Origin of the sequence: Planococcus sp. MSAK28401 (genome assembly GCF_018283455.1) — a bacterium.
Classification (GTDB): Bacteria; Bacillota; Bacilli; order Bacillales_A; family Planococcaceae; genus Planococcus; species Planococcus alpniumensis.
In genome coordinates this window covers 2716796-2741081 of the sequence record NZ_JAAMTH010000001.1, presented here as the reverse complement: position 1 = coordinate 2741081, position 24286 = coordinate 2716796, and the positions used below count along the sequence as shown (strand labels likewise).

The window sequence follows — 24286 nt, the reverse complement described above, 5'->3', positions numbered from 1 at the left end:
GTTGATCAGAAGTGACGAAAAAATGGAAAGTGATGACGATTTTCGGTACACGTCCGGAAGCGATTAAAATGGCGCCTCTTGTGTTGGAATTGCAGAAGCACCCAGAAACAATCGAACCTCTTGTGACGGTGACCGCACAGCATCGCCAAATGCTTGACCAAGTGCTCGAAACATTCGGCATCACCCCCGATTTTGACTTGAACATCATGAAAGACCGCCAAACCTTGAGTGATGTAACAGTACGGGCTATGCAAGGTTTGGATGATGTGATGAAAGAAGCGAAACCGGATATCGTACTGGTCCATGGAGATACGACAACGACATTCGCGGCAAGTTTGGCCGCTTTGTACAATCAAATCTCAATCGGGCACGTAGAAGCCGGGCTTCGGACCCACAACAAGTACTCTCCTTTCCCGGAAGAGATGAACCGGCAATTGACAGGTGTCATGGCGGACATCCATTTTGCGCCGACCGAGAAGTCTGCACAGAATCTCCGTGATGAGAATAAAAAAGAAGAAACTATCTATATTACGGGCAATACAGCGATCGATGCCTTGCAGACGACGGTGCGTGATAATTACCATCACCCGGTGCTCGATAAAATCGGCAGCGACCGCATGATCTTGTTGACCGCCCACCGCCGCGAAAACCTCGGCGAACCGATGCGCAATATGTTCCGTGCGATCAAGCGCTTGACTGAAGAGCATGATGATATTCAAGTGGTCTATCCAGTCCACATGAATCCAGCTGTCCGCGAAGTGGCAGATGAAGTGCTCGGGCGAGATCCGCGCATCCATTTGATCGAGCCGCTCGAAGTATTGGATTTCCATAACTTTGCGGCCCAATCTTATTTCATCCTGACTGATTCAGGCGGGGTGCAGGAAGAAGCGCCGTCTCTCGGCAAGCCAGTTTTGGTATTGCGCGATACAACGGAACGCCCGGAAGGAATCGATGCCGGCACTTTGAAACTTGCCGGCACTGATGAAGAAACGATTTACCGCCTCGGCAAGGAATTGCTGACAGATGCCTCCGCGTATGAAGCGATGTCGCAAGCATCGAATCCATACGGCGATGGAAAAGCATCTCAGCGAATCGTGACAGCTTTGCACAAATATTTCGGCGAGTTGTAAGGAGGAGGGGAGTGGAGGGCTCGCAGGATGTAGGTCAGCTAAGCGTTGCGACAGGACGTCGCGTTCTTAGCTTAGCCTCCACTCGGCTGCCTACACATTTCTTTGTGTCTAGCTCGAGCGGCCTGGCTCTCGGGTCGCAAGTCAACTTCCCTGTGCGGCAAAAGGCGCCGCTTCGGGAATCTGCCTTGCGCCTGTCGAGCCAGAACGGCCACTCTCGCTTTTCTTGGTGTCTAGCTCCGGCAGCCAGACCCTCGAGGTCACAAGCCACTTTGCTTATGCGGCAAAAGGCGCCGCGTCAGCAAATCGTCTTGTGCTTGTCGGGTCTAAACGGCTGCCTACACATTTCTTGTAACAAATTTGTCAATCATATGTCGGTGGAATATGGCTTGTGAAGTTTTTCACTACATGTAATTGACATGATTTTGCCCCTATTGTATGCTTACAAAGGGTCTGCATGAGAGGGTTTTCATACATAATGGATGTGCTATTGAAAGCCAGATGCGACTGCTCTTTTTTATGAGCGTGAATGTCAAATCATTATGAATTTCGAGGGGTTTATCATGCACCCGAAAAAAAGTCCCTTACAAGCAATGGCGATTTATTCCGTCATTCTCTCACAACTTGTCGGGTCCGTACTAATCGGAGTCTTTACAGGGATGTGGCTTGATGAGCAATTCGGAACCGCCCCGCTCTTTTTGATCATCTGCTTGCTCGTCGGCCTTAGTGCCGGGGTTTGGGCGATGCTTCAGACCGTCCGAAAATTCGAATCAGGAGACATGTGAAAAATGGATGGACTTCAAGAGATCTATAAAAGATTGAAGAGGCTGATGTATTTCATCCTCGCCGTGTTCGTTTTAGGGTGGGGAGTCACTCCTTACCCAGAAGTGTTCGCTGGCTTAATCGTCGGATCTCTGTTCGGCATTTATAATATGTGGATCCTGGTCCGGAGAATGGAAAAATTCGACCGGGCGTTGGAAGAAGGCTCGAAAGTCCGTTCTCTCGGAACGGCATTACGGTTCGCATCAGGTGTAGCCGTTGTGGCGATCGCTATTTTGTTCGCTGAGCACATACACTTGGTCAGTGCGGTAATCGGGTTGATGATCCCTTATGGTCTCCTTTTAGTGGAGCGGATCGTTTATCACATGAAACACCATTAAAGAAAGTGGAAAGAGAGGTGAATTTATCGTGGATCATGGCGCTCCAATGCTCGAGGTGTTCGGAATCTGGTTCAACCTATCGAACGTTATGATGCTGCTTGTAGCCGCTCTTATTGTTTTCCTTATCGCGTTCTTCGCTACCCGCAACTTGAAGCTGAAGCCAACAGGCATGCAGAACTTCATGGAATGGGTAATGGACTTTGTCAAAGGAATCATTAAAAGCAATATGGACTGGCGGGATGGCGGACGATTCCATGTTCTTGGAATTACGCTGATCATGTTCATCTTCGTTTCGAACATGCTTGGGCTCCCATTTGCTGTCGTCGTCAACGGAGACCTTTGGTGGAAATCACCAACAGCGGATCCAGTCGTGACAATGACATTGGCTGCAACAATTATCATCTTGAGCCATTATTATGGTATTAAGCTGAAAGGCTTGAAAGGCTACAGTTCAGATTTCCTAAAACCGATGCCGTTCTTGTTCCCGCTTAAAATCATTGAGGAATTCGCAAATACGCTGACACTCGGTCTGCGTCTTTACGGTAACATCTACGCTGGTGAGATCTTGCTTACATTGTTGGCAGGGCTCGCTTCAGCAAGTATCTTCGGATTCGTCGGTGCAATCTTGCCGATGATGGCATGGCAAGGATTCTCGATCTTTATCGGGGCTATCCAAGCGTTCATTTTCGTTATGTTAACGATGGTTTATTTATCGCATAAAGTCAGCGAAGACCATTGAGTATAAACTGCCTTCGGGCAAAACAAAAAAACAATTATCCTGAGGAGGACATTTTAAAATGGGTTTATTAGCAGCAGCAATTGCAGTAGGATTAGCAGCACTAGGTGCAGGTATCGGTAACGGACTTATCGTTTCAAAAACAGTTGAAGGTATCGCTCGCCAGCCAGAAGCACGCGGCGTTCTTCAAACAACAATGTTCATCGGTGTAGCTTTGGTCGAGGCATTGCCGATCATCGCCGTAGTTATCGCGTTCATCGTAATGAACCGTTAATAAAGAAAAGCGAAAGTGCCTGTCAGAGCTAGGCACTGGAGTCTAGACATCGCGAAAAGCGAATCTAGGCAAAGCAATTTATGATTAAAAAGCTAAATGGCGAGAATGCTCCGGCATGTTTTTCGCCATTTATGCTTGTATGATGCATTTTGGATTTCGACAGCACATCTAACGATTTTAAGTAGTATATATAATAGAAGAAAAAGTATTTTAGGCTCTTGAAGGGAGTGAAACAATCGTGTTTTTTGATCACCTCGTACTCGGTGCAACCGGGGAGTTTTTGAATATTGGAGACATCATCGCAACATTGGTCATCTTTTTGCTCCTAATGGCCCTGTTGAAGAAATTTGCGTGGGGTCCATTGATGGGCGTTATGCAGCAACGTGAAGATCTGATCGCAAGTGAGATCGAAACTGCTGAGAAAAGCCGTCAGGAATCACAGCAAATGCTTGATGAGCAGCGCAACCTTTTGAAGGATGCCCGCAACCAGGCGCAGGAAATCGTTGAAAATGCCAAGAAACAAGGCGAAGTTTCTCGTGAGGAAATCATTACGACAGCGCGTGCTGAATCTGCCCGCATGAAAGAATCCGCAGTGGCAGAAATTGCTAATGAGCGCGAAAAAGCGATCGCAGCAGTACGTGAAGAAGTTGTGGCTCTGTCCTTGTTGGCAGCTACGAGAGTATTGGACAAGGAAATCTCTGAGGAAGACAACCGTCAGTTGATTAACGAAACGATTGCGAAGGCAGGCGAAGTGCAATGAGCCAAGTCGCTGAGCGCTACGCATCGGCATTATTCCAGGTAGCCAAAGAACACAATGTGACTTTGGAAATCGAACAGGATCTACGTGAAGTACGTAAAGTGTTTAAAATGACTCCTGAACTTTACCAATTGATCGTGTCACCGAAACTTTCATCTGAAAAGCGCACAAACCTCATCAACGAAGTATTCCAAGGCGTTAACACATACGTCTTGAATACACTTCAAATGTTAGGTGATCGCAGACGCATGAATGAAATCAGTGACATGACTCAAAGCTATATCAAGCTTTCGAACGATGAGCAGGGAATTGAAGATGCAACCGTTTATTCGACACGTCCTTTGACGGAAGAAGAAACAGCATCCCTTTCCACGGCTTTCGCGAAAAGCATCGGCAAGAATTCTTTACGGATTGAAAACGTAATCGACCCATCATTGATTGGTGGATTGCGCCTTCGAATCGGAAACCGGATCTACGACAGCAGCGTCAGCACAAAACTTGCCCGCCTGCAGCGTCAATTGATCGGTTAATTAATGAAATTATGAGAGGGTGACATACATGAGCATCAAAGCTGAAGAAATCAGCAATCTGATTAAGCAACAGATTGAAAACTATCAATCAGAGATGAAAGTTGACGAAGTCGGTACAGTCATCACGATTGGTGACGGTATCGCTCGCGCTCATGGCCTCGACAACATCATGGCTGGAGAACTTGTAGAATTCTCTAATGGTGTAATGGGTATGGCACAGAACTTGGAAGCCAACAACGTTGGTATCATCATCCTTGGGCCATTCGCAGACATCAAAGAAGGCGATGAAGTACGTCGAACTGGCCGTATTATGGAAGTACCGGTAGGAGAAGAACTTATCGGGCGCGTAGTAAATCCGCTAGGACAGCCGGTTGATGGTCTTGGACCGATCAACACGACGAAATCACGTCCTATCGAAAGCCCAGCACAAGGCGTTATGGCACGTAAATCCGTGCATGAACCGCTTCAAACTGGTATTAAAGCAATCGATGCTCTTGTGCCGATCGGCCGTGGGCAGCGCGAATTGATCATCGGTGACCGTCAGACTGGTAAAACATCTGTCGCGATCGATACGATCTTGAACCAAGGCGACCAAGACATGATCTGTATTTACGTAGCAATCGGCCAAAAAGAGTCGACTGTCCGTAACGTTGTTGAGACGTTCCGTAAAAACGGTGCGCTTGACTATACGATCGTTGTTACAGCGTCAGCTTCACAGCCAGCTCCACTTCTATACCTAGCTCCTTACGCTGGTATTACAATGGCTGAAGACTTCATGTTCGATGGCAAGCACGTTTTGATCGTCTATGATGATTTGACAAAACAAGCTTCCGCTTACCGTGAACTTTCACTCTTGCTTCGTCGTCCTCCGGGCCGTGAAGCTTACCCAGGTGACGTTTTCTACCTTCACTCACGCCTTCTTGAGCGCGCAGCGAAGTTGAACGAATCACTCGGATCGGGATCGATCACTGCATTGCCGTTCGTTGAAACGCAAGCAGGCGATATTTCCTCTTATATCCCAACAAACGTAATCTCGATTACGGATGGCCAGATCTTCCTTCAATCGGATCTATTCTTCGCCGGTGTTCGCCCAGCGATCAACGCAGGTCTTTCTGTATCCCGTGTAGGTGGTTCAGCACAGATCAAAGCGATGAAGAAAGTAGCCGGTACATTGCGTCTTGACTTGGCTGCTTACCGTGAATTGGAGTCATTCTCCCAATTCGGTTCCGACCTTGACCCAGCGACAGCTGCAAAACTTGAGCGCGGTAAACGTACAGTTGAAGTTCTCAAGCAGGACTTGAACAGCCCGATCAAAGTTGAAAAACAAGTTGTCATCTTCTACGCATTGACTCGTGGATTCCTCGACGATATTCCAGTACAAGATATCACTCGTTTCGAAGCTGAATTGACTAGCTGGTTGGATATTAACCACACAAATGTTTTGGATACCATCCGCTCAACTCAGGGATTGCCATCTGACGAAGAATTCGGTGCAGCAATCAACGAATTCAAGCACACATTCGCAAAATCAGAATAAGCTCCCTGGCAGGATCGGAAGAAAAAATAACAAGGTGGTGAAATACCAGTGGCATCTTTACGCGATATAAAAACACGAATTACGTCAACCAAGAAAACAAGCCAAATCACGAAAGCGATGCAGATGGTTTCTGCTTCTAAATTGAACAAAGCAGAAACGAGCGCGAAAGCTTTCGTTCCTTATATGGAAAAGATCCAGGATGTGGTCGCTTCGATCGCAGCCGGTTCTAGCGACGTGTCCAATCCTATGATGATGGCGCGCCCTGTAAAGAAAACGGCATATTTGGTCATTACTTCTGACCGTGGCCTTGTTGGCGGCTATAACAGTAACATCTTGCGTACTGTCATGGCGAAAATCAACGAGCGCCACACGTCAAGCGACGAATTTGTTATCCTCAGCGTCGGGCGGAAAGGCCGTGACTTCTTTGCGAAGAAAGGCTATAACATCATCGAAAGTTCAGTCGGGCTTCCAGACCACCCCGCGTTTGCGGATATCAAGGAAATAACGCGCAAAGCTGTTGGTATGTTCGCAGAAGGTACGTATGACGAAGTGTATATGTACTATAACCATTATGTTTCTGCCATCTCCCAGGAGGTTACCGAAAAGAAAGTGCTGCCGTTGACTGACATTCAGCCAACAGGATCGACTGCTTCTTACGAGTTCGACCCATCAGCGGAAGCGATTCTGGAAGTTCTTCTTCCACAATACGCGGAAAGCTTGATTTTTGGAGCCTTGCTGGACGGCAAAGCAAGTGAGCATGCTGCTTCCATGACAGCAATGAAGAGCGCAACCGACAACGCATCAGAATTGATCGGCGATCTGACGCTTGTCTACAACCGTGCACGCCAAGCTGCGATTACTCAGGAAATCACTGAGATCGTCGGCGGAGCTGCGGCACTAGAGTAAGAAAAGCGAAAGCACCTGTTCAGCTCCGACAGGCATAAGACGACTTCCCGAAGCGGCGCTCTATGCCGCACAGGGAAGTTGGCTTATGACCCGAGGAGCTAGGCGCTGCAGCTAGAAACAAAGAAAAGCGAAGACGGCCGTTTAGGCCCGACAAGCACAAGACGGTTTGCTGAAGCGGTGTTCTATGCCGCACAAGCAAAGTGGCTTGTGACCTCGAGGGCCTGGCCGTCGGAGACTAGACAATAAGAAAAGCGAAGACGGCCGTTTAGGCCCGACAAGCTTTAAATAGGTTTAATAAAAGTAAGACAGGAGGGAACAGCATGAACACAGGACACGTTCTTCAGGTTATGGGTCCGGTTGTAGACGTTAAGTTTTCCAATGGCCAACTTCCAGCGATCTACAACGCCCTAACCGTTACTATTGATCGTCCCAATCAGGCTCAAACTACTTTGACTCTTGAAGTAGCTTTGCACCTTGGCGACGACACAGTTCGTACCATCGCAATGGAATCCACTGACGGATTGCAGCGCGGTTCAGCAGTAACCGATTTGGGCAGAGCAATTTCTGTTCCTGTCGGAGATGTTACACTTGGCCGAGTATTCAACGTACTTGGTGAAGTAATCGACTTGGGTGAGGAAATCCCGGCATCAGAACGCCGCGACCCGATTCACCGTTCGGCTCCTACGTTCGAACACCTTTCCACTGAAGTTGAAATCCTTGAAACTGGTATCAAAGTTGTTGACTTGCTTGCTCCTTATATCAAAGGCGGTAAAATCGGCCTCTTCGGTGGTGCCGGTGTAGGTAAAACTGTCTTGATCCAGGAATTGATCAACAACATCGCACAAGAACACGGCGGTCTTTCTGTATTCGCTGGTGTTGGCGAGCGTACGCGCGAAGGAAATGACTTGTTCCACGAGATGAGCGAGTCCGGCGTTATCAAGAAAACTTCAATGGTCTTCGGCCAAATGAACGAGCCGCCTGGCGCACGTATGCGTGTTGCTTTGACAGGTTTAACAATGGCTGAATACTTCCGTGATGAGCAAGGTGCAGACGTTCTTTTGTTCATCGATAATATCTTCCGCTTCACGCAAGCAGGTTCTGAAGTATCCGCCCTTCTTGGACGTATGCCATCAGCGGTTGGTTACCAGCCGACACTTGCGACTGAAATGGGTCAATTGCAAGAGCGTATCACGACAACTAGCGCTGGTTCTGTAACATCGATCCAGGCAATCTATGTTCCAGCCGATGACTATACGGATCCGGCTCCGGCAACAACGTTTGCCCACCTTGATGCGACAACTAACCTTGAGCGTAAACTTTCTGAGATGGGTATCTACCCAGCGGTGGATCCACTTGCTTCTACTTCCCGCGCATTGTCTCCTGAAATCGTCGGTGCGGAACACTACGGTGTTTCCCGTCAGGTTCAAGAAACTTTGCAGCGTTACAGAGAGCTTCAGGATATCATTGCGATCCTTGGTATGGACGAATTGAGCGATGAGGACAAGCTGACGGTTAACCGTGCACGCCGCGTCCAAAACTTCTTGTCTCAAAACTTCCACGTTGCTGAACAGTTCACTGGCCAAAAAGGCTCGTATGTTCCAGTTCAGGAAACGATCAAAGGCTTCCAGGAAATCCTTGCAGGCAAATACGATCATCTTCCGGAAGATGCTTTCCGCCTAGTCGGCCGCATCGAAGAAGTTATCGAAAAAGCCAAAGGCATGGGCGTACAAGTCTAAAATCAGGGACCAGGAGGGAAAAAAATGAAGACCATTACAGTCAATATTGTCACTCCCGACGGCCCAGTATACGATTCAGAAGTTTCTATGGTGATTGCAGTTACAGCAACCGGTGAGATGGGCGTTTTGCCTGGTCACATCCCGACAGTAGCTCCTCTTGGAATCGGCGCAGTCCGGTTAAAGAAAGAAAACTCGACGGAATTGGTCGCTGTAAGCGGTGGGTTCCTTGAAATCCGCCCTGAAAAAGTGACGATTCTTGCTCAATCAGCAGAAACTGCGACTGAGATCGACTTGGCGCGTGCGCAGGAATCTGCAAAACGTGCTGAAGCACTTCTTCAGGCAAGAAAAGATGAGATCGACTACAAACGTGCGGAATTGGCGTTAAAACGTGCGACGAATCGTATCAACGTTTATGAGGGTAACATTTAATAAAAAGAGACGGACAGAAGCGCTTCGCTTCTGTCCGTTTTTTCATTGGATTATGGGCAGGATTTCACGAAAAACTCATGATTTTTTATGCCATGTGGAATAATTTCAGCTATACTAACAGCAGGGGTTTCAACAAATAAGATATGAGACGAAAGGAGAGTGTGGAGTGGAATTATACATCGGGCAGCAGGCATTGATTTCAATCATCAGCCATATCTTTTTCACCGGCGTTTCGTTTTATGCATTGCGGGCTGTGATGTTCGATAAATGGATAGCTAAACACCATGTATTGCAGGCGCAAATCTTATACATATTTTTGAGCATTGTCATCGGAACAGCCGTTTCCAACTTCTTTTTGGAAATTTCGGCATGGTCTAGGCAACTGCCATATCTATTTTAGCATGGCCGATTTGCCATGGTAATGCGGATATATGCCGTTCCTATGGCAAATCGGCAATGTTTTACTATTTCCCGGGAAATATTCACTGTATAGGGGTTTAATTCTATTGAAGTGGGGAAACAGTTAACTGTAATCAATTTGTAATATTTCTTTTTTCGCTACGGACATAAAAATACCTATGCTTACGAACAACATGGGGTATATTGAGTTTTTGATAAGAAACCTTTGTAATGCTTGTTTCTTATCAAAAAACAAGGTATTATGGATAAGGTTTTCATTTTTTACTACCATAAACTACAGAGATTATTAAATGTGAAAATATACGTGAGAGCTGTATAAATTAGGGACTATTAAACACATGGAGGGTTATGCTTTGGATCATATCATCGTTAAAGGCGGAAAGAAATTAACAGGGAAAGTACGGGTAGAAGGCGCGAAGAATGCGGTACTGCCAGTATTGGCAGGTGCGCTTCTTGCAAGTGAAGGGAAAAGCTTCATTTCGGAAGTACCTAATCTTGCAGATGTTTATACCATTCAGGAAGTATTGAGAAGCTTGAATGTCGACATCGAATATTTCCCAGAAAAAAACGAGATGCACATCGATGCTTCTTCACAACTTTCGAGTGAAGCACAGTTCGAGTATGTCCGTAAAATGCGCGCATCAATTCTGGTCATGGGACCGGTACTTGCACGCAATGGATTTGCCCGTGTTGCTTTGCCAGGCGGTTGCGCGATTGGATCCCGTCCAATCGATCAGCACCTAAAAGGCTTTGAAGCAATGGGAGCGAACATCACGTTCGGAAATGGTTTTGTTGAAGCTAAAACAGATGGCCGTTTGCGCGGTGCTAAAATCTACCTCGACTTCCCAAGTGTCGGTGCGACAGAGAACATCATGTCAGCTGCAGCGCTTGCAGACGGGGTAACGATTATCGAAAACGCAGCGAAAGAGCCGGAAATTGTTGACTTAGCGAATTATATCAACGAAATGGGCGGAAACGTCAAAGGCGCAGGTACGGACACTATGCGCATCGAAGGCGTGGAGACTCTTCACGGTTCGAATCACTCGATCATTCCTGACCGTGTAGAAGCCGGAACATTCATGGTGGCAGCTGCCATCACTGAAGGCGACGTCATCATTGAAAATGCCGTTCCGGAACATATGGCTGCCTTGATTTCGAAAATGGGCGAAATGGGAGTCGATATCCAAGAAACGGATGAAGGCTTGCGCATTCGTGCGACACGTCCGCTCCGTTCGATCGACATCAAAACGATGCCACACCCAGGCTTCCCGACAGATATGCAATCGCAGATGATGTCATTGATGTTGACGGCCCAAGGAAGCGGCATTTTGACTGAAACAGTTTTCGAAAACCGCTTTATGCACGTAGAAGAATTCCGCCGTATGAATGCATCCGTCAAGATTGAAGGACGTTCAGTCATTATGGAAGGCCCTTCTAAATTGCAAGGCGCACAAGTTTCAGCGACAGACCTTCGTGCAGCTGCTGCATTGATCTTGGCTGGACTGGCTGCTGAAGGAATTACACGCGTACACGAACTTTATCATTTAGACCGCGGATATGTTGATTTCCACTTGAAGCTTGAAGCTCTAGGTGCCGACATTGAACGTGTATCGACTGAAACAAGCGAAGTAAAAGAAGAACAAATGGTTTAATTCATCAGGACTTATACTTCATAAGATCAAGAGCCTGCCGCACAACTGAGCGGCAGGCTTTTTTCGTAGAAAAACGGTCTGAAAGTATTTTCGGAGAATTTTGTCAGCCGTTGCAGGATTATGATAAGATTTTAACTAGACAATTCTAATGGATATGTAAGGTTAGAAAGTTAAAATTCAATCAACATCGCAGAATATGGGAAGGGGACGGCGTAATGTTTTCGAAAGATATAGGCATCGATCTTGGAACAGCCAATGTGCTGATCTATGTAAAAGGCAAAGGCATCATTTTAAACGAGCCGTCCGTAGTAGCAGTTGATAAAAAATCCAATGAGTTGATTGCCGTTGGAACGGAAGCCCAGAAGATGATGGGCCGCACACCACAGCACATTGCGGTGATTCGTCCTTTAAAAGACGGCGTCATCTATGATTTTGATATTACGGAATTGATGCTCAAGCATTTTATCCAAGTGCTGAAATTGAAAGGCTTTATGATGAAGCCGCGCATCCTCATCTGCTGTCCGGCGAATATCACAAGCATCGAACAAAATGCCATCCGCGAAGTGGCTGAAAAAGCGGGGGCGAGAAAAGTTTATGTTGAAGTGGAGCCCAAAGTCGCAGCTATCGGGGCTGGGCTGGATATTTATCAGGCGGATGCGAGCCTCGTTATCGATATCGGCGGTGGAACTTCCGATATTGCAGTTTTGTCGATGGGCGAAATCGTCAAAAGCGTAACCTTGAAAGTGGCAGGCGATCATTTTGACTTGGACATCCTTCATTACATTAAGAAGAAATACAAATTGCTGATCGGAGAACGGACAGCCGAGAAACTGAAAGTCGAATTCGGGTCGCTCGGCGGCGATCAACAAGCCACGATGGACATACGCGGACGGGATATGTTGACGGGTTATCCGCGCACAATTACGTTGAAGGCGCAGGAGATTACGGAAGCCTTGCGTGGATCGGTCGAGCAAGTAGCAGAAGGGGTCCGCGTCGTGCTCGAACAAACACCTCCTGAATTGGCATCGGATATCATCGACCGTGGCGGGGTATTGACTGGCGGGGGTGCTTTGCTAGGTGGGTTGGACCGGCTTCTGTCGGAGCGTCTCGGCATTCCGGTCGCCATTGCGGAACATCCGAAAGAATGCGTCGCGCTTGGAACCGGGAAAATGCTCGAAGCGAAACAGGATATTTTCCGTTCAAAGAGATAAAATTTAAATTTATGTTCCACAGCCCAAGCTTTTTAGTATAATGGCAGATAGTGAAGTAACTTGTATAGCATTGGGCATTTAAAGAGGAAAGGTTGACATAGCGATGGCACAATCACGAAAAGCTGGCTCGACACAGCCAGATAAACCGAACACGCAAACCGACAAACCACAAAAAAAAACACGTTGGGTGCAAATCCGCATGTTTCCGATTTGGCTGCGCATCCTTCTGGTCATTGCGCTTCTCGTCGTTATGGCAGCACTGGGCGCTATGATCGGTTACGGCGTCATTGGAGATGGCAATGCAGGTGATGCCCTTAAATGGGAAACGTGGCAGCATATCTTTGATATCATGCGCGGCGTCACTTGATCAGAAAGCGGTAAAGCCTGGAGACAGGCAGAAAGAGTTGTAGAAGGGAATGGAATTTATGTTGACGACAGAACAAGTACAGGCAATTTTGCCTCACCGTTATCCATTTTTAATGGTCGATCGGATCGTTGAAATCGAAGCGGGGAAAAAAGCGGTCGGGCTGAAAAACGTCACCGCTAATGAAGATTTCTTTAACGGCCATTTTCCGGGTTACCCTGTCATGCCGGGCGTCTTGATTGTTGAAGCGCTGGCGCAGGTCGGGGCAGCTGCCGTTCTTCAAATGGAAGAAAACAAAGGCCGCCTAGCCTTCTTCACAGGCATCGATAATTGCCGTTTCAAGCGACAAGTCACGCCAGGGGACCAATTGCGCCTGGAAGTGGAGTTGACGCGTCTGCGCGGTTCTATGGGCAAAGGACATGCCATTGCGACAGTAGACGGCGAAATCGCTTGTGAATGCGACATTTTGTTCGCGCTTGGCCCAGTCCAGGAAAAATAAAATGAAAAACAAAACTGCCTCCCACAGCCATTTCGGCCGCGGGAGGCAGTTTTGTTATGTGGATTTGCTTTCGTCTTTGCGCAATACGGGCCGTTCCCGCATATCGCTTTCAAAACGCTCGAGCAGTTCCTCTCCTTCAAGCCCGTCTTCCAATAGCTCCGACAATAAAGTTTCGGCATATTTGCGGCGCGCCCGTTTCAAAGTCCCTTTCATCAGCACAGAGACATGGCCGCCGATCGGCTTGACGGCATGGATGATCACTTCAAACGTGGCTGGTTCATTTCCTGGGTAGGAAATGACGACTTTGACATCATACACTTTGCCGTTTTGTTTCATATCGAGAAAAACAGCTTCATGCTTTTCGTCCACCAGCAGTTCAAGAACCCATGAACGCTGGGAATTTTCCTGGTTGATAATCAGGCCATCGTGGAGCGGGTAGTCTACAAGTTGTTCTCCATCTACAACAGCAAACGACAGCATTTTAAAGGTTTTCATGAAATTCCCTCCAGATAAAGCTTTGTTTCAGTATAGCATAGCGGGGAAATACACGGCGAATGTCTATAGAAAAAATGCATTGCAACAAAATGGCGATTTTGCGTATAGGCTTGCCATTCCAGAAATGCTATAGTTCCTGCCGCGAAATGATCGAAAAAATTTTTTGCCCTTTTCGGAATTCCGCAAATGATGCCCGAAATCCTTTCAAATCCGCGATTTCCCACATTGCCAAGGAAATGGCGGTCTTAGTATGCTTTCATTACCGGCAGGACAGCAGGCAGGCCACGAGCCAGCAGCTGAATCGGCCTGGCCGGCAGGGGGTGAAATCAATGAATCAAGTAGGCATTGTAGGGCGATTGACGAAAGACCCATCGATGCGGGTGCTGGGGGAAGGGCGTGTACATACTACCTTCGTCGTGGCCATTTCCCGCAACTTCAGAAATCAGCGTGGTGAAATCGAAAGCGATTATGTCCTTTGCTCCACTTGGGGCCGGACAGCCCAAAACGTCGCCAAGTACTGCATGAAAGGCTCGCAAGTCGCCATTACGGGAAGAATTCAATCACGCCATTACGACAAGGAAGATGGCTCCCGCGTCTATGTAACGGAAGTGATCGGCGACCAAGTACGTTTCCTCGATAAACGAAAGCCCACAGAAGATCTCATCCCCAAACGGACGGAAGCGGATTCTAATGCGGAGTTCGATTTTCAGCCGCCCGAAACTGAGCAGGTGAACAGTTGATGCATAAGGAGGCAAGTGGAATGCCGAAAGAACTTCAGCTCCAATTGGAAGTCCATATGGAGCAATTGATCAAACTGACCGCTTCGCTTCATCAGCGCATGATTGAGGCAGAGCGGGAGCTGTCAGAACTGAAACGGGTCTTCGCTACAGGCGAGAAAAATTGATGATCGTTGTCCAAAAGAAAAAAATCCGTCCAGGTGGGGTCCTGGCCGGATTTTTTAGAAGCTATACGTAAACAATTCTTTTAGTTCGTCATCGGACAGGTCCGTCATCCATTGACTGGATTGGATAAACTGGTCCGACATCGACTGCTTCTGTGTAAGCAGTGAATCGATTTTTTCTTCGATCGTCCCGATCGTTACAAACTTATGGACGTGGACAAATTGCGTCTGCCCGATGCGGTATGCACGGTCTGTCGCCTGATTTTCCACAGCTGGGTTCCACCAGCGGTCCGCGTGCAGTACATGCGTAGCGGCCGTCAAGTTGAGCCCAGTTCCACCTGCTTTCAAGGATAGGATGAAGATTGGGAATTCGCCATTCTGGAATGCAGCGACAAGTGAATCACGTTGGTTTTTTGGCATATGGCCAGTCAAGAACGGCACTTCATGCCCGTATAATTCATTCAGCGCCTGCTGCAGCAGATGGCCCATTCCAATGTACTGCGTAAAGATCAAGCATTGCTCCCCGCGTTCCGCGATTTCCCCCGCAAGTGTCACGATACGCTCGAGTTTTTGGGAGCGAGGCAATAACTCGTCTGCAGTCGTATACGGTTCTTTCAAATAAAGGGACGGGTGATTGCACAGCTGTTTCAGCTTGCTGAGCATTTTCAGGACGAGGCCTTTTTTCTCGAAACCAGTGAGCGTCCCCATCTTCTGCACCGTATCCTGGACAAGCCCCTCATACAGCGCGGCTTGCTCCGGCGTCAGTGGGCAATATTCCAATTGCTCCAGTTTTTCCGGTAAATTGAGCTGTAGTTCGGGATCTTTTTTCGTGCGGCGGAGCAAGAATGGCTGTATGCGCTGCCGCAGCTTTTCTTTGGCCTGTTCGGAATCATCCCGCTCAATCGGCACCATAAAGGCTTCCTGGAACTGCTTGATGCGGTACAGGTAGCCTTTATTGATGAAATCGAAAATTGACCATAGTTCGGACAAGCGGTTCTCGATTGGCGTCCCGGTCAGGGCGATGTGATGCTGCCCTTTGAACTTGCGGATCGTCCGCGATTGTTTCGTGTACATGTTCTTAATATTTTGCGCTTCATCAAGCGTGATGCTCGTCCAAGTGATCGATTGGATTTCGACGCTGTCGGACGAAGCGATGCCGTATGTCGACAGCACGACGTCTGGCTGCTCCGTTGCAAGCGAGTCCAAGAAGGCCTGGCCTTTCGGGCGGTTGCTGCCGTAATGCGTCGCCACTTTCAAATCAGGCGCAAAACGCTCCAATTCCTTTTGCCAGTTGCCGAGGACCGAAGTCGGGCAAATGATGAGCGATGGCTGTTTTGGCTTTTCACTGTGCACATGAAGCAAGTAGGCGATCAATTGCACCGTCTTGCCGAGCCCCATATCATCTGCAAGGCACAAACCGAAGCCTTCCTCACGCATGAAAGTTAAATAATCAAAGCCGGTCTTCTGGTAAGGGCGCAATTCGGTTTTCAAGTTCTCCGGCAATGGCGTTTCCGGCAAGTCGCGCTTATCGAGCAATTTGTCGAGTAAAATCTTCAAGGATTTATTCAAATGGAACTCGACAAGCGGATCGTCTTCTTCGCCCGGTTCTTCGAGCATGACGTCCGGCACATTATGGAACAGCATGTCTTTCAATGTCCAATCGGCGTCTTCGGCTTCTTCAATCATTTGGCGCAGCTGCATCAATAGATTCGAGTCGACGCGCACCCATTCGTTGCCGACGCGGATGAATTCGCGATTTTCCGTCATCAGCTGCTCGAAATCCTGCATGCTCAAATCAACGCCGTTGAGCGAGAACTTCCAGTCGAAGCTGATGATTTGGTCCAGGCCGACGACCGATGCTTTCTTCGCCGGGGAAGTGACGTTTGCTTTAACGCGCACTTTCGATTCCTGAACAGCTTGCAGCCAGGAAGGAATTGATACTTCCACGCCGAATGCCTGCAATAAGTCGGCATCGTTGCGGAGGAAGTTCAACACTTCCGCATCGGTCCACCGGGCGATATACATTTGGTCCGCTTCATAGCGATCGACAGAAGGGCATAAGCTGAGAATCAAGCTTTGGCGTTCTTGAATGTCACGCGCATGGGCGCGCCATTTTTCAGGCAACACCTTTTCGATCACTTCGTTTTCACGGCGTTTCGAAGGCGTCCAATAAGCGCTCCCGCGTTTTGTTCGCAGCGCTGTCCGGAAAGCCCATAAGCCGCTATCGTCCGGTTCGGTCAATTGCATCGCGAGCACATAATCATTCGCGGGTTCAAGCCCATCCCAGCCGGCATGTTCGACGAAATGCAAAAGGTACGGCAATTGGGCGGAAGTGAGCCCTTTTTGGCGCAGTTGGTGTTGGATCGTGTCCGTTAAAAACGAACGGATTTCCGCATCGCCATATGCTGAATCGATGGAAATGACGCCGTCTTCGACATGGACATGCTGCCATAAGGCCGAATCGTTCAAGGAGTCGGCGACGCGGCGTGCAAGTTTCAGCCAAGCTTCGTCTTGCAGGCGTCGCCCAGAAAACTGGACGTAATGATGGGGATCCTGCTGAAACAAACGGACAAAATCGGCTGGCGTCAATAACAGATCCAAGCCATCTGTTTGAACGTTCATGCCGAAAAAGCTGTCCTTATCGGCGAAAAACAGGAAGGGCGACCAGATTTCCGGAGGGATCCGGTTGCCGCTGTCATTATAAGCTTGAAGCCGGAACACATCCGACTGTTCTATTTTTAAATAATACGTACGGCTTCCTTCGGTTTGGAATTGATTCATAACAGCTTTCCTTTCTCGATCTCTTCCTGGAGTGCGCGCAAGCGTTTATAGCGATGTTGGATTTCATTCATATAATCATTCCAAAATGGCAGTTGCCCGCTTTTCTTGCATGCAGCTTTCATTTTCTTCCATACGCGGACTGCTTGTTTATAGCTTGTCCGGCTGCGTTCTTCGAGATGCTGCAACGCATAACGGTGGTACAGCGGCAACGCGAAATCAGGAGCGGCATTGTGCACTTCCTTTAACCCGCATTCTTCTGCAAAATACAATGGGGAATTGTGCAATTGGTGAAGTTCCGCCCATTGTTTGTACATGCCTTTTTCGACGAGGTAAGCGGAATAGGCAGGCAAGCCGTAATGGCCGAACTGTGTAAACAAATCTTCCCAATCGTCTTCCGTCAGATCAATCAATGAATACAGGCGGCTCAACACCCGGACATAATGATGGCGGTACTGTGTAAACAATCCGTCAAACAAGAATGTCCGGACATGCGGCTTGATGGCCATCAAGATGGCGGAGAGCCCTTGTTGATGCCCTTCTTCTTCCGCTAGCACTGCAAGTTTGACCCAGTCAGCTGCAGCGCCCGGCGTAATGTTTCCGGGAGACACCTCGTTTCCAAGCAACAAAGCGAAAAATGCCTTGACCCGTTCGTCCGGGCGGCGGAATTCTTCAAGCCCGCTCAGCCGTTCGCGCCGGCTGATGAATAATTCGGTCCAGAACAGCTGATAGATTTCAAAGCGTTCCGAAAACGAATCGTCATTCGTTTCCGCAAATTCGCGGACCAGTTCACGCAAATGAGTGAAGAAAGCATCCGATTCAAACGTGCGGTGCAAGCCGCGCAATTGGCCAAGCATATCACGCAGTGCGTGCAATTCGTCCGCAAACCAGGTTTTGAAGAAGGAGTGATGCACTTCTTTTGTTCCCGCGCTGAACGTCTCCCATACTTCTGTCAATGAAATCAGGTGGGCATAAGTTTTATATAAAGTTTTCCATTCACGCTCGAGTGGCATGAAGGACAGGGCGTTTTTTAAGCGTCCTTCGTATAATTGCTCAAAATAGAAATAATTGCGCGTGACGTAATCATTGATTGGTTCGCGCCACGTGCTGCGGATCAGTGCTTCCCATTGATCGGGTGAGCGTTTGTTCGTCAGTGTCGACAATTTCTCATTCTCCTTATCACGCCATTTCGCGACCCATTCGGAAAGCGAGTCGATTTTTTGGTAGAGCGAAAAAATGACCGCCAAGCGGTGACGGCAGGTTTTTTCTTGTGGGCAAGCACAAACGGCAGTAAGTTTCCCAAAATTGAGTACTACTTTTACCGAATGGGCATCTTTCACGCTCGCTTCAAGCAGCAGGCGTTCTTCATTGAAAGAATGTATCTGCACGCCGTCATGGCGCACTAAAAAGACTGCTTTTCGAACCATTTCCTCATCCAGCGCACGCGTAGGATGAAGCGACTTGTCGATAGCAGCCATATAATTGTGAATCGTATCTTCGTATTGTTTTGCTAAGGATAAAACCGTAGCCATGTGCATCGCCCCAAATAAAAACATTTCCTTCTATTATACGGCTTTGTGGCAATACAGTAAACGAAGAAGGAAAAAGAAGCGAAAATGCCATCGTTTATACACACTTATTTCTATTCGTATCGACCAATTTATGGTATGATTTATGTAAGCAGAATATTCTGAAATATAAGGAGGGGAGTCAGATGTTGCATGTAAAATTGATGAAGCCGTTTTATACAAAGAGAGAAGGGCATCGCATCAAGTTTGTGTTCGCTTATCAATATTTTTCGATCTTGAAAGATGATGAAGTGTTTCATTTCATCCCTGTCGAGGGGAAGGAAATCATCGTCAACTTGAATACCTTCCAAGTAGAAAACCTTTCCGAAGTCTTTGTATTCCAGAAAGGGAACCGCTTTATCCGTTTGCCGCTCTACCAATTACTGCTGGTCTCGGATATCCACACACACCTTCAGAGCATATTGAAGGAAGAAAGGGCGGAATTGATCGAAGTGAACGAACAAACAAAGAAAGAAGCGACCGAAGCAATCCAGTTCCTGGAGCAGGAAAACTTCAACCGCATGATCGACCAGGCATTAGCCGCGGGGGATAAGGAACTGTTTGAGAAGCTGCTGTCTCAGCAAAAACAATTACTCGATGGAGGTCTATGATGAAGCATACAACAGCCTATGGATAAGAAACGCCTGCCCGGGAATGTGAGAGCAGGCGTTTTTATATGGAAGAAAACAAGCCAAAAGCCCTTTTCCATTAATCGGAAAAGGGCTTTTACGTATGTTCGGAAATCATATAGTGCTCCTTTCTACATGAGCATGAAGTAATTGAGTGCCAACATTACGATGGCTGAACCCGTTACGCCCAGCGCAAGATCTCCCCATTGCATCTCCAGTACTTTTTCGAAATTATTCATGATGATCCGCTCCTTCTCTGATTATCGGGAAACCCTGTTTGCTAGTTATAGTGTTCGGTTGAACTATTTATAACTTATTTACAGTGTATAAGGGACTGGAAAAAAATGCATGAGACTAAATTACCAAATATTCTAAAAATTAAAATAAATAAAGGGTTTCTCTTCATTCCACGGTAACGGCACGGTAAAAGAAAGAAGAGTAGGAGGAACGAATAAAAGCAAATCAAACAGTGTAGCAATTGAAAATAAACCAGGAAAAACGAATGGCAAAACTCATGCAATGCTTATGCAGAAAATTAAGTAAAGGGGGAGGGATATCATCAGTTTTCAATATGTTTTTTCAATTGGATGTATAGAGAATAAACTATTTCGAATAAAAAATTATATTGAAATATTCTTACAATATTGCTACATTAGTACATATAAAGTTTCAAAAATATTCCGAATAAGACAAACAAAGGGGATTTATGCGGCATGAAATTTTACTTATCGATGGACATGGAAGGCGTGACGGCCCTTCCGGATTATACATATGTGGATTCGAAAGAAGCGAATTATGAAAGAGGGCGGCGCCTCATGACGGGCGACGCCAATGCCATCATCCACGGGGCGTTTGATGGTGGGGCTGAAGCGTTTCTCGTCAACGACTCGCATTCCAAGATGAACAATTTGATTGCTGAAGACCTCCATGAAGAAGCGGAACTCATCACAGGCGGCGTCAAAGCATTTTCAATGGTCGAAGGCTTGGACGATAGCTTCACAGGTGCTTTTTTCGCCGGCTATCATGCGCGCGCCGGGCAAAAAGGCGTCATGTCGCACGCCATGATTTTCGGCGTCCGGTCGATGTGGATTGATGGCGTCGAAGTCGGCGAGCTCGGCTTGAATGCGTACGTCGCAGGATACCACGGCGTACCGGTCTTGATGGTAGCGGGCGATGACTGCGCATGCAGGGAAGCGCAAGCACTCATCCCGAATGTCACAACTGTCGCCGTCAAAGAAACCTTGACGCGTTCTGCAGTCAAAACACTGCATCCGAAAAAAGCGCAGCGGCTGCTGCGTGAGAAAACGCAGGAAGCGATCCAAAACAAAGATCGCGTAAAGCCGCTCGTGCCACCTGAGAAGCCGACGCTTCGCATGGAATTCACCAATTACGGGGAAGCGGAGCTGGCGGCGATGATGCCCGGCACCCACATTGAAGAAGGTACAACGATTGTCCGCTACGAAGCACAAAACATACTGGAAGCTTATCGCGCGATGCTGGTCATGACAGAACTGGCGATGCAAGCGAAGTTCTGTTAGGGGGAAGAGACAATAATGGGTAAATACATATTCAAACGATTTTTGATGATGCTCGTGACGATTTTCATCATCGCGACACTGACGTTTTTCCTCATGCACGCCGTTCCAGGCTCGCCGCTTGAAAGCGACCGCAATACAAACGAGACGGTGCAGGCGAATCTGGAGCGCTTCTACAAGCTCGATCAGCCACTACATATTCAGTACTTGAGTTATATGCAATCGATTGTCACGTTCGATTTCGGGCCATCGATCAAAGACCCGAACCGCACTGTTAACGAATTGTTAGCGAGGGGCTTCCCGATTTCCTTCGAACTTGGGATCATCACCATTCTCGTGGCGGTCGTCTCGGGAATCATTCTCGGGACGATGGCTGCACTGCGGCACAATAAAATGATCGATTACGCCGCCATGGCTTTTGCGGTCATTGGGATTTCGATCCCGAACTTTGTGCTTGCAACGGTGCTGATCCAGCAGCTCGCGGTCAACTGGAATCTGTTCCCGCCCGCAACCTGGACCAGCCCGATGCATATGGTGCTGCCGGTGCTGGCACTGGCGACCGGGCCGATGGCGATCATTGCCCGCCTGACGCGCTCGAGCATGCTCGAAGTGCTGACGCAGGATTACATTAAAATGGCGCGCGCCAAAGGCATCAAGCCGATGCGCATCGTTTTGCGGCATGCGCTGCGCAATGCCTTGATGCCGGTCGTTACGATCATGGGCACTTTGCTCGCCGGCATTTTGACAGGAACTTTCGTCATCGAGAAAATTTTCGCGATTCCGGGAATGGGCAAATACTTTGTCGATTCGATCAATAACCGCGATTATCCGGTCATCATGGGAACTACGGTATTCTATAGTGCGTTCTTGATTTTCATGCTGTTTCTGGTCGACATCGTCTACGGCATATTGGATCCGCGCATCAAGCTCCACAAGAAAGAAGGTGATGTGTGATGACGCAGGTCCGTGATGAATGGTTCCGCCCTTCCGATAAAAGTGGGGATGAAAAAGAAGCCGTCGTGCGCCCATCGCTTTCTTATTGGAAAGACGCCTGGCGCAGGCTCAAGCAAAACAAACTGGCGATGCTCGGCCTGATTTTCCTGGCCCTGCTCGCTGTTATGGCGATATTCGGCCCTATCTTCTCGCCGCATTCTGTCACCACACAAGACTTGCCGAACCAAAACCAGCCGCCGAGCGCGGCGCATTGGTTCGGCACCGATGAAGCAGGACGTGACGTCTTTACCCGCACCTGGTACGGCGCACGCATTTCCTTATTCGTCGGCTTGATGGCCGCATTGATCGACTTTGTCATCGGCATCGTCTACGGCGGATTCGCCGGCTATAAAGGCGGCAAAACCGATGGCATCATGATGCGCATCATCGAGATCCTTTACGGCTTACCGTATTTGCTTGTGGTCATCTTGCTGCTCGTCGTGATGGGGCCGTCTTTATGGACGATCATTCTCGCGCTCACCATCACCGGTTGGGTTGGCATGGCCCGAATTGTCAGGGGGCAGGTGCTGCAAGTGAAAAACTATGAATTCGTCACGGCTTCGAAATCGTTCGGAGCAAAGACGCCGCGCATCATCCGCAAGAACTTGATCCCGAACTCGATGGGGCCAATTATCGTACAAATGACCTTGACCGTGCCGAGCGCCATTTTCGCTGAAGCGTTTTTGAGCTTCCTCGGCCTGGGAATCCAGGCACCGTTTGCAAGTTGGGGTGTCATGGCGAATGACGCTTTGCCGGTCATTATTACCGGCGACTGGTGGCGATTGTTCTTCCCGGCATTATTTATTTCATTGACGATGTTCGCATTTAACGTACTTGGAGACGGGCTGCAAGATGCACTCGATCCGAAGATGAGGAAGTGAAGACATGACAGGAAAGCAGATAGCTGAAGAGTTGGCTCGGACCCGCCTGGAAGAAGGGGCGGAAATCGATGCAGTCGACCATACCGGCAAACGCGGCAAGATTGTAAAAGCGAAAAAGCGCAAGACCGTCACAGACGAGCGTATCCTTTCCGTACAGGACTTGCACGTGACCTTCAATACATATGGCGGAACGGTACAGGCTGTGCGCGGAGTCAATTTTGACTTATATAAAGGAGAAACTTTGGCGATTGTCGGAGAATCGGGCTGCGGCAAATCAGTGACATCCAATGCGATCATGGGCTTGATTCAGCAGCCGCCCGGCAAGATCAGTTCCAAAGGCGTTCATTTCAAAACACAGGATCTCACCCAATTATCGAAGAAAGAAATGCGCAAAATCCAAGGTGTCGACATCTCGATGATTTTCCAGGATCCGATGACCGCGCTCAACCCGACCTTGACGATCGGCGAGCAATTGACAGAAGGTGTCAAACAGCACAAGAGTTTGAGCAAAGCGCAAGCGAAAGAGCGCGCCATCGACATGCTCAAGCTGGTCGGCATCCCGAATCCAGATGAGCGGCTCAAGCAATACCCTCACCAATTCTCGGGAGGCATGCGCCAGCGCATCGTCATCGCGATCGCCTTGATCTGCGAGCCGGAATTATTGATTGCCGATGAACCAACGACTGCACTCGATGTAACGATCCAAGCCCAGATTCTGGAATTGTTTGAAGAAATCCAGGCAAAAACCGGCGTGTCGATCATTTTGATCACGCACGATCTCGGTGTCGTTGCGAAAATCGCCGATCGCATTGCGGTCATGTACGCCGGCAAAGTGATTGAAACCGGCGATAAGCGCGAGATTTTCTATACCCCGCAGCATCCGTATACGCAAGGCTTGCTGACTTCCGTGCCGCGGCTCGACCTCGCCGGTGGAGAACTCAAGCCGATCGACGGCACGCCGCCTGATCTGTTCGCACCGCCGGCCGGCTGCCCATTCGCTGCGCGCTGCCCGTTTTCAATGGACGTCTGCACGAACGTCTACCCAGAAGAGACAGCTTTATCCGAAACCCATAAAGTGGATTGCTGGCTCCAAGATCCGCGAGCTCAAAAGTTGATTGAAGAACAGGCTTTTTCAAGATAAATTTGGCTGGAAGCGCATTTGCGCATT

General features: G+C 48.3%; 26 protein-coding genes. 23 read left to right on the top strand and 3 right to left on the bottom strand.

All coding sequences use genetic code 11. The features are described 5' to 3' along the window. Positions 1-11 precede the first annotated feature (11 nt). From wecB to fabZ, 16 genes are all read left to right on the top strand, one after another. Positions 12-1130, top strand: coding sequence for a non-hydrolyzing UDP-N-acetylglucosamine 2-epimerase (gene wecB / locus G3255_RS13900; RefSeq protein ID WP_349291440.1), 1119 nt, complete (start codon positions 12-14; stop codon positions 1128-1130). A gap of 560 nt (positions 1131-1690) precedes the next feature. Continuing rightward, the gene (locus tag G3255_RS13895; protein ID WP_058382963.1) at positions 1691-1912 is read left to right on the top strand and encodes an AtpZ/AtpI family protein; all 222 of its coding nucleotides are present in this window, start codon (positions 1691-1693) and stop codon (positions 1910-1912) included. A gap of 3 nt (positions 1913-1915) precedes the next feature. Then, positions 1916-2287, top strand: a complete 372-nt coding sequence (locus G3255_RS13890; RefSeq protein WP_211655010.1) for an ATP synthase subunit I — start codon at positions 1916-1918, stop codon at positions 2285-2287. A 28-nt stretch (positions 2288-2315) separates the two neighbouring features. Continuing rightward, a complete protein-coding gene (gene atpB / locus G3255_RS13885) occupies positions 2316-3026 on the top strand; it encodes a F0F1 ATP synthase subunit A (RefSeq protein ID WP_058382965.1) in 711 nt (236 codons plus the stop codon). 58 nt (positions 3027-3084) lie between these two features. Continuing rightward, positions 3085-3297, top strand: a complete 213-nt coding sequence (gene atpE / locus G3255_RS13880; protein ID WP_008433003.1) for a F0F1 ATP synthase subunit C — start codon at positions 3085-3087, stop codon at positions 3295-3297. Positions 3298-3535: 238 nt separating this feature from the next. Next, positions 3536-4057: a F0F1 ATP synthase subunit B gene (atpF, locus tag G3255_RS13875; protein WP_101191263.1), complete on the top strand. Its 522-nt coding sequence runs from the start codon at positions 3536-3538 to the stop codon at positions 4055-4057. Further along, complete coding sequence (locus tag G3255_RS13870) at positions 4054-4584, top strand: F0F1 ATP synthase subunit delta (RefSeq protein ID WP_211655009.1); 531 nt, start codon at positions 4054-4056, stop codon at positions 4582-4584. Before atpF ends, G3255_RS13870 begins: the two co-directional genes overlap by 4 nt. Before the next feature lie 28 nt (positions 4585-4612). Next, positions 4613-6121, top strand: coding sequence for a F0F1 ATP synthase subunit alpha (gene atpA, locus G3255_RS13865; RefSeq protein ID WP_211655008.1), 1509 nt, complete (start codon positions 4613-4615; stop codon positions 6119-6121). 48 nt (positions 6122-6169) lie between these two features. Beyond that, positions 6170-7027, top strand: coding sequence for an ATP synthase F1 subunit gamma (gene atpG, locus G3255_RS13860; protein ID WP_068464136.1), 858 nt, complete (start codon positions 6170-6172; stop codon positions 7025-7027). A gap of 320 nt (positions 7028-7347) precedes the next feature. Beyond that, the gene (gene atpD / locus G3255_RS13855) at positions 7348-8763 is read left to right on the top strand and encodes a F0F1 ATP synthase subunit beta (protein WP_211655007.1); all 1416 of its coding nucleotides are present in this window, start codon (positions 7348-7350) and stop codon (positions 8761-8763) included. Between the two features lie 24 nt (positions 8764-8787). Continuing rightward, positions 8788-9192 carry a F0F1 ATP synthase subunit epsilon gene (locus G3255_RS13850; RefSeq protein ID WP_211655006.1) on the top strand — a complete coding sequence of 135 codons (405 nt, stop codon included), beginning with the start codon at positions 8788-8790 and terminating at the stop codon, positions 9190-9192. 166 nt (positions 9193-9358) lie between these two features. Then, entirely contained in the window at positions 9359-9592 is a 234-nt protein-coding gene (locus tag G3255_RS13845) for a DUF1146 family protein (RefSeq protein ID WP_211655005.1), read from the top strand. A gap of 373 nt (positions 9593-9965) precedes the next feature. Continuing rightward, positions 9966-11264, top strand: coding sequence for a UDP-N-acetylglucosamine 1-carboxyvinyltransferase (gene murA, locus G3255_RS13840; RefSeq protein WP_211655004.1), 1299 nt, complete (start codon positions 9966-9968; stop codon positions 11262-11264). 215 nt (positions 11265-11479) lie between these two features. Then, positions 11480-12475: a rod shape-determining protein MreB gene (gene mreB / locus G3255_RS13835; protein WP_211655003.1), complete on the top strand. Its 996-nt coding sequence runs from the start codon at positions 11480-11482 to the stop codon at positions 12473-12475. Between the two features lie 103 nt (positions 12476-12578). Further along, entirely contained in the window at positions 12579-12842 is a 264-nt protein-coding gene (locus G3255_RS13830; protein WP_211655002.1) for a DNA-directed RNA polymerase subunit beta, read from the top strand. Positions 12843-12900: 58 nt separating this feature from the next. Then, on the top strand, positions 12901-13338 hold the full coding sequence (gene fabZ, locus G3255_RS13825; RefSeq protein WP_101191249.1) for a 3-hydroxyacyl-ACP dehydratase FabZ: 438 nt from the start codon (positions 12901-12903) through the stop codon (positions 13336-13338). A gap of 54 nt (positions 13339-13392) precedes the next feature. Here fabZ and G3255_RS13820 read toward each other — a convergent pair whose 3' ends face one another. Beyond that, entirely contained in the window at positions 13393-13833 is a 441-nt protein-coding gene (locus tag G3255_RS13820) for a YwpF family protein (RefSeq protein WP_211655001.1), read from the bottom strand. A 329-nt stretch (positions 13834-14162) separates the two neighbouring features. Here G3255_RS13820 and G3255_RS13815 point away from each other — a divergent pair, with 329 nt between their 5' ends. Both G3255_RS13815 and G3255_RS13810 read left to right on the top strand, forming a co-directional pair. Continuing rightward, positions 14163-14573 (top strand): single-stranded DNA-binding protein, encoded by a 411-nt coding sequence (locus G3255_RS13815; protein WP_211655000.1) that lies wholly within the window; start codon positions 14163-14165, stop codon positions 14571-14573. A 20-nt stretch (positions 14574-14593) separates the two neighbouring features. Beyond that, complete coding sequence (locus tag G3255_RS13810; protein WP_167358041.1) at positions 14594-14737, top strand: hypothetical protein; 144 nt, start codon at positions 14594-14596, stop codon at positions 14735-14737. 54 nt (positions 14738-14791) lie between these two features. Here the strand turns inward: G3255_RS13810 and G3255_RS13805 are convergent, their stop codons facing one another. Continuing rightward, positions 14792-17515 carry a DEAD/DEAH box helicase gene (locus G3255_RS13805; protein WP_211654999.1) on the bottom strand — a complete coding sequence of 908 codons (2724 nt, stop codon included), beginning with the start codon at positions 17513-17515 and terminating at the stop codon, positions 14792-14794. Continuing rightward, entirely contained in the window at positions 17512-19044 is a 1533-nt protein-coding gene (locus tag G3255_RS13800; protein ID WP_211654998.1) for a hypothetical protein, read from the bottom strand. The genes G3255_RS13805 and G3255_RS13800 overlap by 4 nt, the downstream gene beginning before the upstream one ends. 182 nt (positions 19045-19226) lie before the next feature. Between G3255_RS13800 and G3255_RS13795 the strand changes: the two genes are divergently transcribed. From G3255_RS13795 to G3255_RS13775, 5 genes are all read left to right on the top strand, one after another. After that, positions 19227-19691, top strand: coding sequence for a hypothetical protein (locus G3255_RS13795; RefSeq protein ID WP_058382979.1), 465 nt, complete (start codon positions 19227-19229; stop codon positions 19689-19691). Between the two features lie 731 nt (positions 19692-20422). Next, on the top strand, positions 20423-21247 hold the full coding sequence (gene dppA, locus G3255_RS13790; protein ID WP_211654997.1) for a D-aminopeptidase DppA: 825 nt from the start codon (positions 20423-20425) through the stop codon (positions 21245-21247). A 15-nt stretch (positions 21248-21262) separates the two neighbouring features. Then, on the top strand, positions 21263-22198 hold the full coding sequence (locus G3255_RS13785) for an ABC transporter permease (protein ID WP_101191239.1): 936 nt from the start codon (positions 21263-21265) through the stop codon (positions 22196-22198). Further along, complete coding sequence (locus tag G3255_RS13780; RefSeq protein ID WP_211655914.1) at positions 22198-23118, top strand: ABC transporter permease; 921 nt, start codon at positions 22198-22200, stop codon at positions 23116-23118. The genes G3255_RS13785 and G3255_RS13780 overlap by 1 nt, the downstream gene beginning before the upstream one ends. 4 nt (positions 23119-23122) lie before the next feature. After that, a complete protein-coding gene (locus G3255_RS13775; RefSeq protein WP_211654996.1) occupies positions 23123-24259 on the top strand; it encodes an ABC transporter ATP-binding protein in 1137 nt (378 codons plus the stop codon). Positions 24260-24286: the final 27 nt, after the last annotated feature.

What these genes read in the sequence shown, in the direction of transcription:
- G3255_RS13895 (WP_058382963.1), top strand. Translation starts at nt 1,691, where the DNA reads ATGCACCCGAAAAAAAGTCCCTTACAAGCAATGGCGATTTATTCCGTC.
- G3255_RS13890 (WP_211655010.1), top strand. Translation starts at nt 1,916, where the DNA reads ATGGATGGACTTCAAGAGATCTATAAAAGATTGAAGAGGCTGATGTAT.
- atpE (WP_008433003.1), top strand. Translation starts at nt 3,085, where the DNA reads ATGGGTTTATTAGCAGCAGCAATTGCAGTAGGATTAGCAGCACTAGGT.
- G3255_RS13870 (WP_211655009.1), top strand. Translation starts at nt 4,054, where the DNA reads ATGAGCCAAGTCGCTGAGCGCTACGCATCGGCATTATTCCAGGTAGCC.
- atpA (WP_211655008.1), top strand. Translation starts at nt 4,613, where the DNA reads ATGAGCATCAAAGCTGAAGAAATCAGCAATCTGATTAAGCAACAGATT.
- atpD (WP_211655007.1), top strand. Translation starts at nt 7,348, where the DNA reads ATGAACACAGGACACGTTCTTCAGGTTATGGGTCCGGTTGTAGACGTT.
- G3255_RS13850 (WP_211655006.1), top strand. Translation starts at nt 8,788, where the DNA reads ATGAAGACCATTACAGTCAATATTGTCACTCCCGACGGCCCAGTATAC.
- mreB (WP_211655003.1), top strand. Translation starts at nt 11,480, where the DNA reads ATGTTTTCGAAAGATATAGGCATCGATCTTGGAACAGCCAATGTGCTG.
- G3255_RS13830 (WP_211655002.1), top strand. Translation starts at nt 12,579, where the DNA reads ATGGCACAATCACGAAAAGCTGGCTCGACACAGCCAGATAAACCGAAC.
- fabZ (WP_101191249.1), top strand. Translation starts at nt 12,901, where the DNA reads ATGTTGACGACAGAACAAGTACAGGCAATTTTGCCTCACCGTTATCCA.
- G3255_RS13820 (WP_211655001.1), bottom strand. Translation starts at nt 13,833, where the DNA reads ATGAAAACCTTTAAAATGCTGTCGTTTGCTGTTGTAGATGGAGAACAA.
- G3255_RS13815 (WP_211655000.1), top strand. Translation starts at nt 14,163, where the DNA reads ATGAATCAAGTAGGCATTGTAGGGCGATTGACGAAAGACCCATCGATG.
- G3255_RS13810 (WP_167358041.1), top strand. Translation starts at nt 14,594, where the DNA reads ATGCCGAAAGAACTTCAGCTCCAATTGGAAGTCCATATGGAGCAATTG.
- G3255_RS13805 (WP_211654999.1), bottom strand. Translation starts at nt 17,515, where the DNA reads ATGAATCAATTCCAAACCGAAGGAAGCCGTACGTATTATTTAAAAATA.
- G3255_RS13800 (WP_211654998.1), bottom strand. Translation starts at nt 19,044, where the DNA reads ATGGCTACGGTTTTATCCTTAGCAAAACAATACGAAGATACGATTCAC.
- G3255_RS13795 (WP_058382979.1), top strand. Translation starts at nt 19,227, where the DNA reads ATGTTGCATGTAAAATTGATGAAGCCGTTTTATACAAAGAGAGAAGGG.
- dppA (WP_211654997.1), top strand. Translation starts at nt 20,423, where the DNA reads ATGAAATTTTACTTATCGATGGACATGGAAGGCGTGACGGCCCTTCCG.
- G3255_RS13785 (WP_101191239.1), top strand. Translation starts at nt 21,263, where the DNA reads ATGGGTAAATACATATTCAAACGATTTTTGATGATGCTCGTGACGATT.
- G3255_RS13780 (WP_211655914.1), top strand. Translation starts at nt 22,198, where the DNA reads ATGACGCAGGTCCGTGATGAATGGTTCCGCCCTTCCGATAAAAGTGGG.
- G3255_RS13775 (WP_211654996.1), top strand. Translation starts at nt 23,123, where the DNA reads ATGACAGGAAAGCAGATAGCTGAAGAGTTGGCTCGGACCCGCCTGGAA.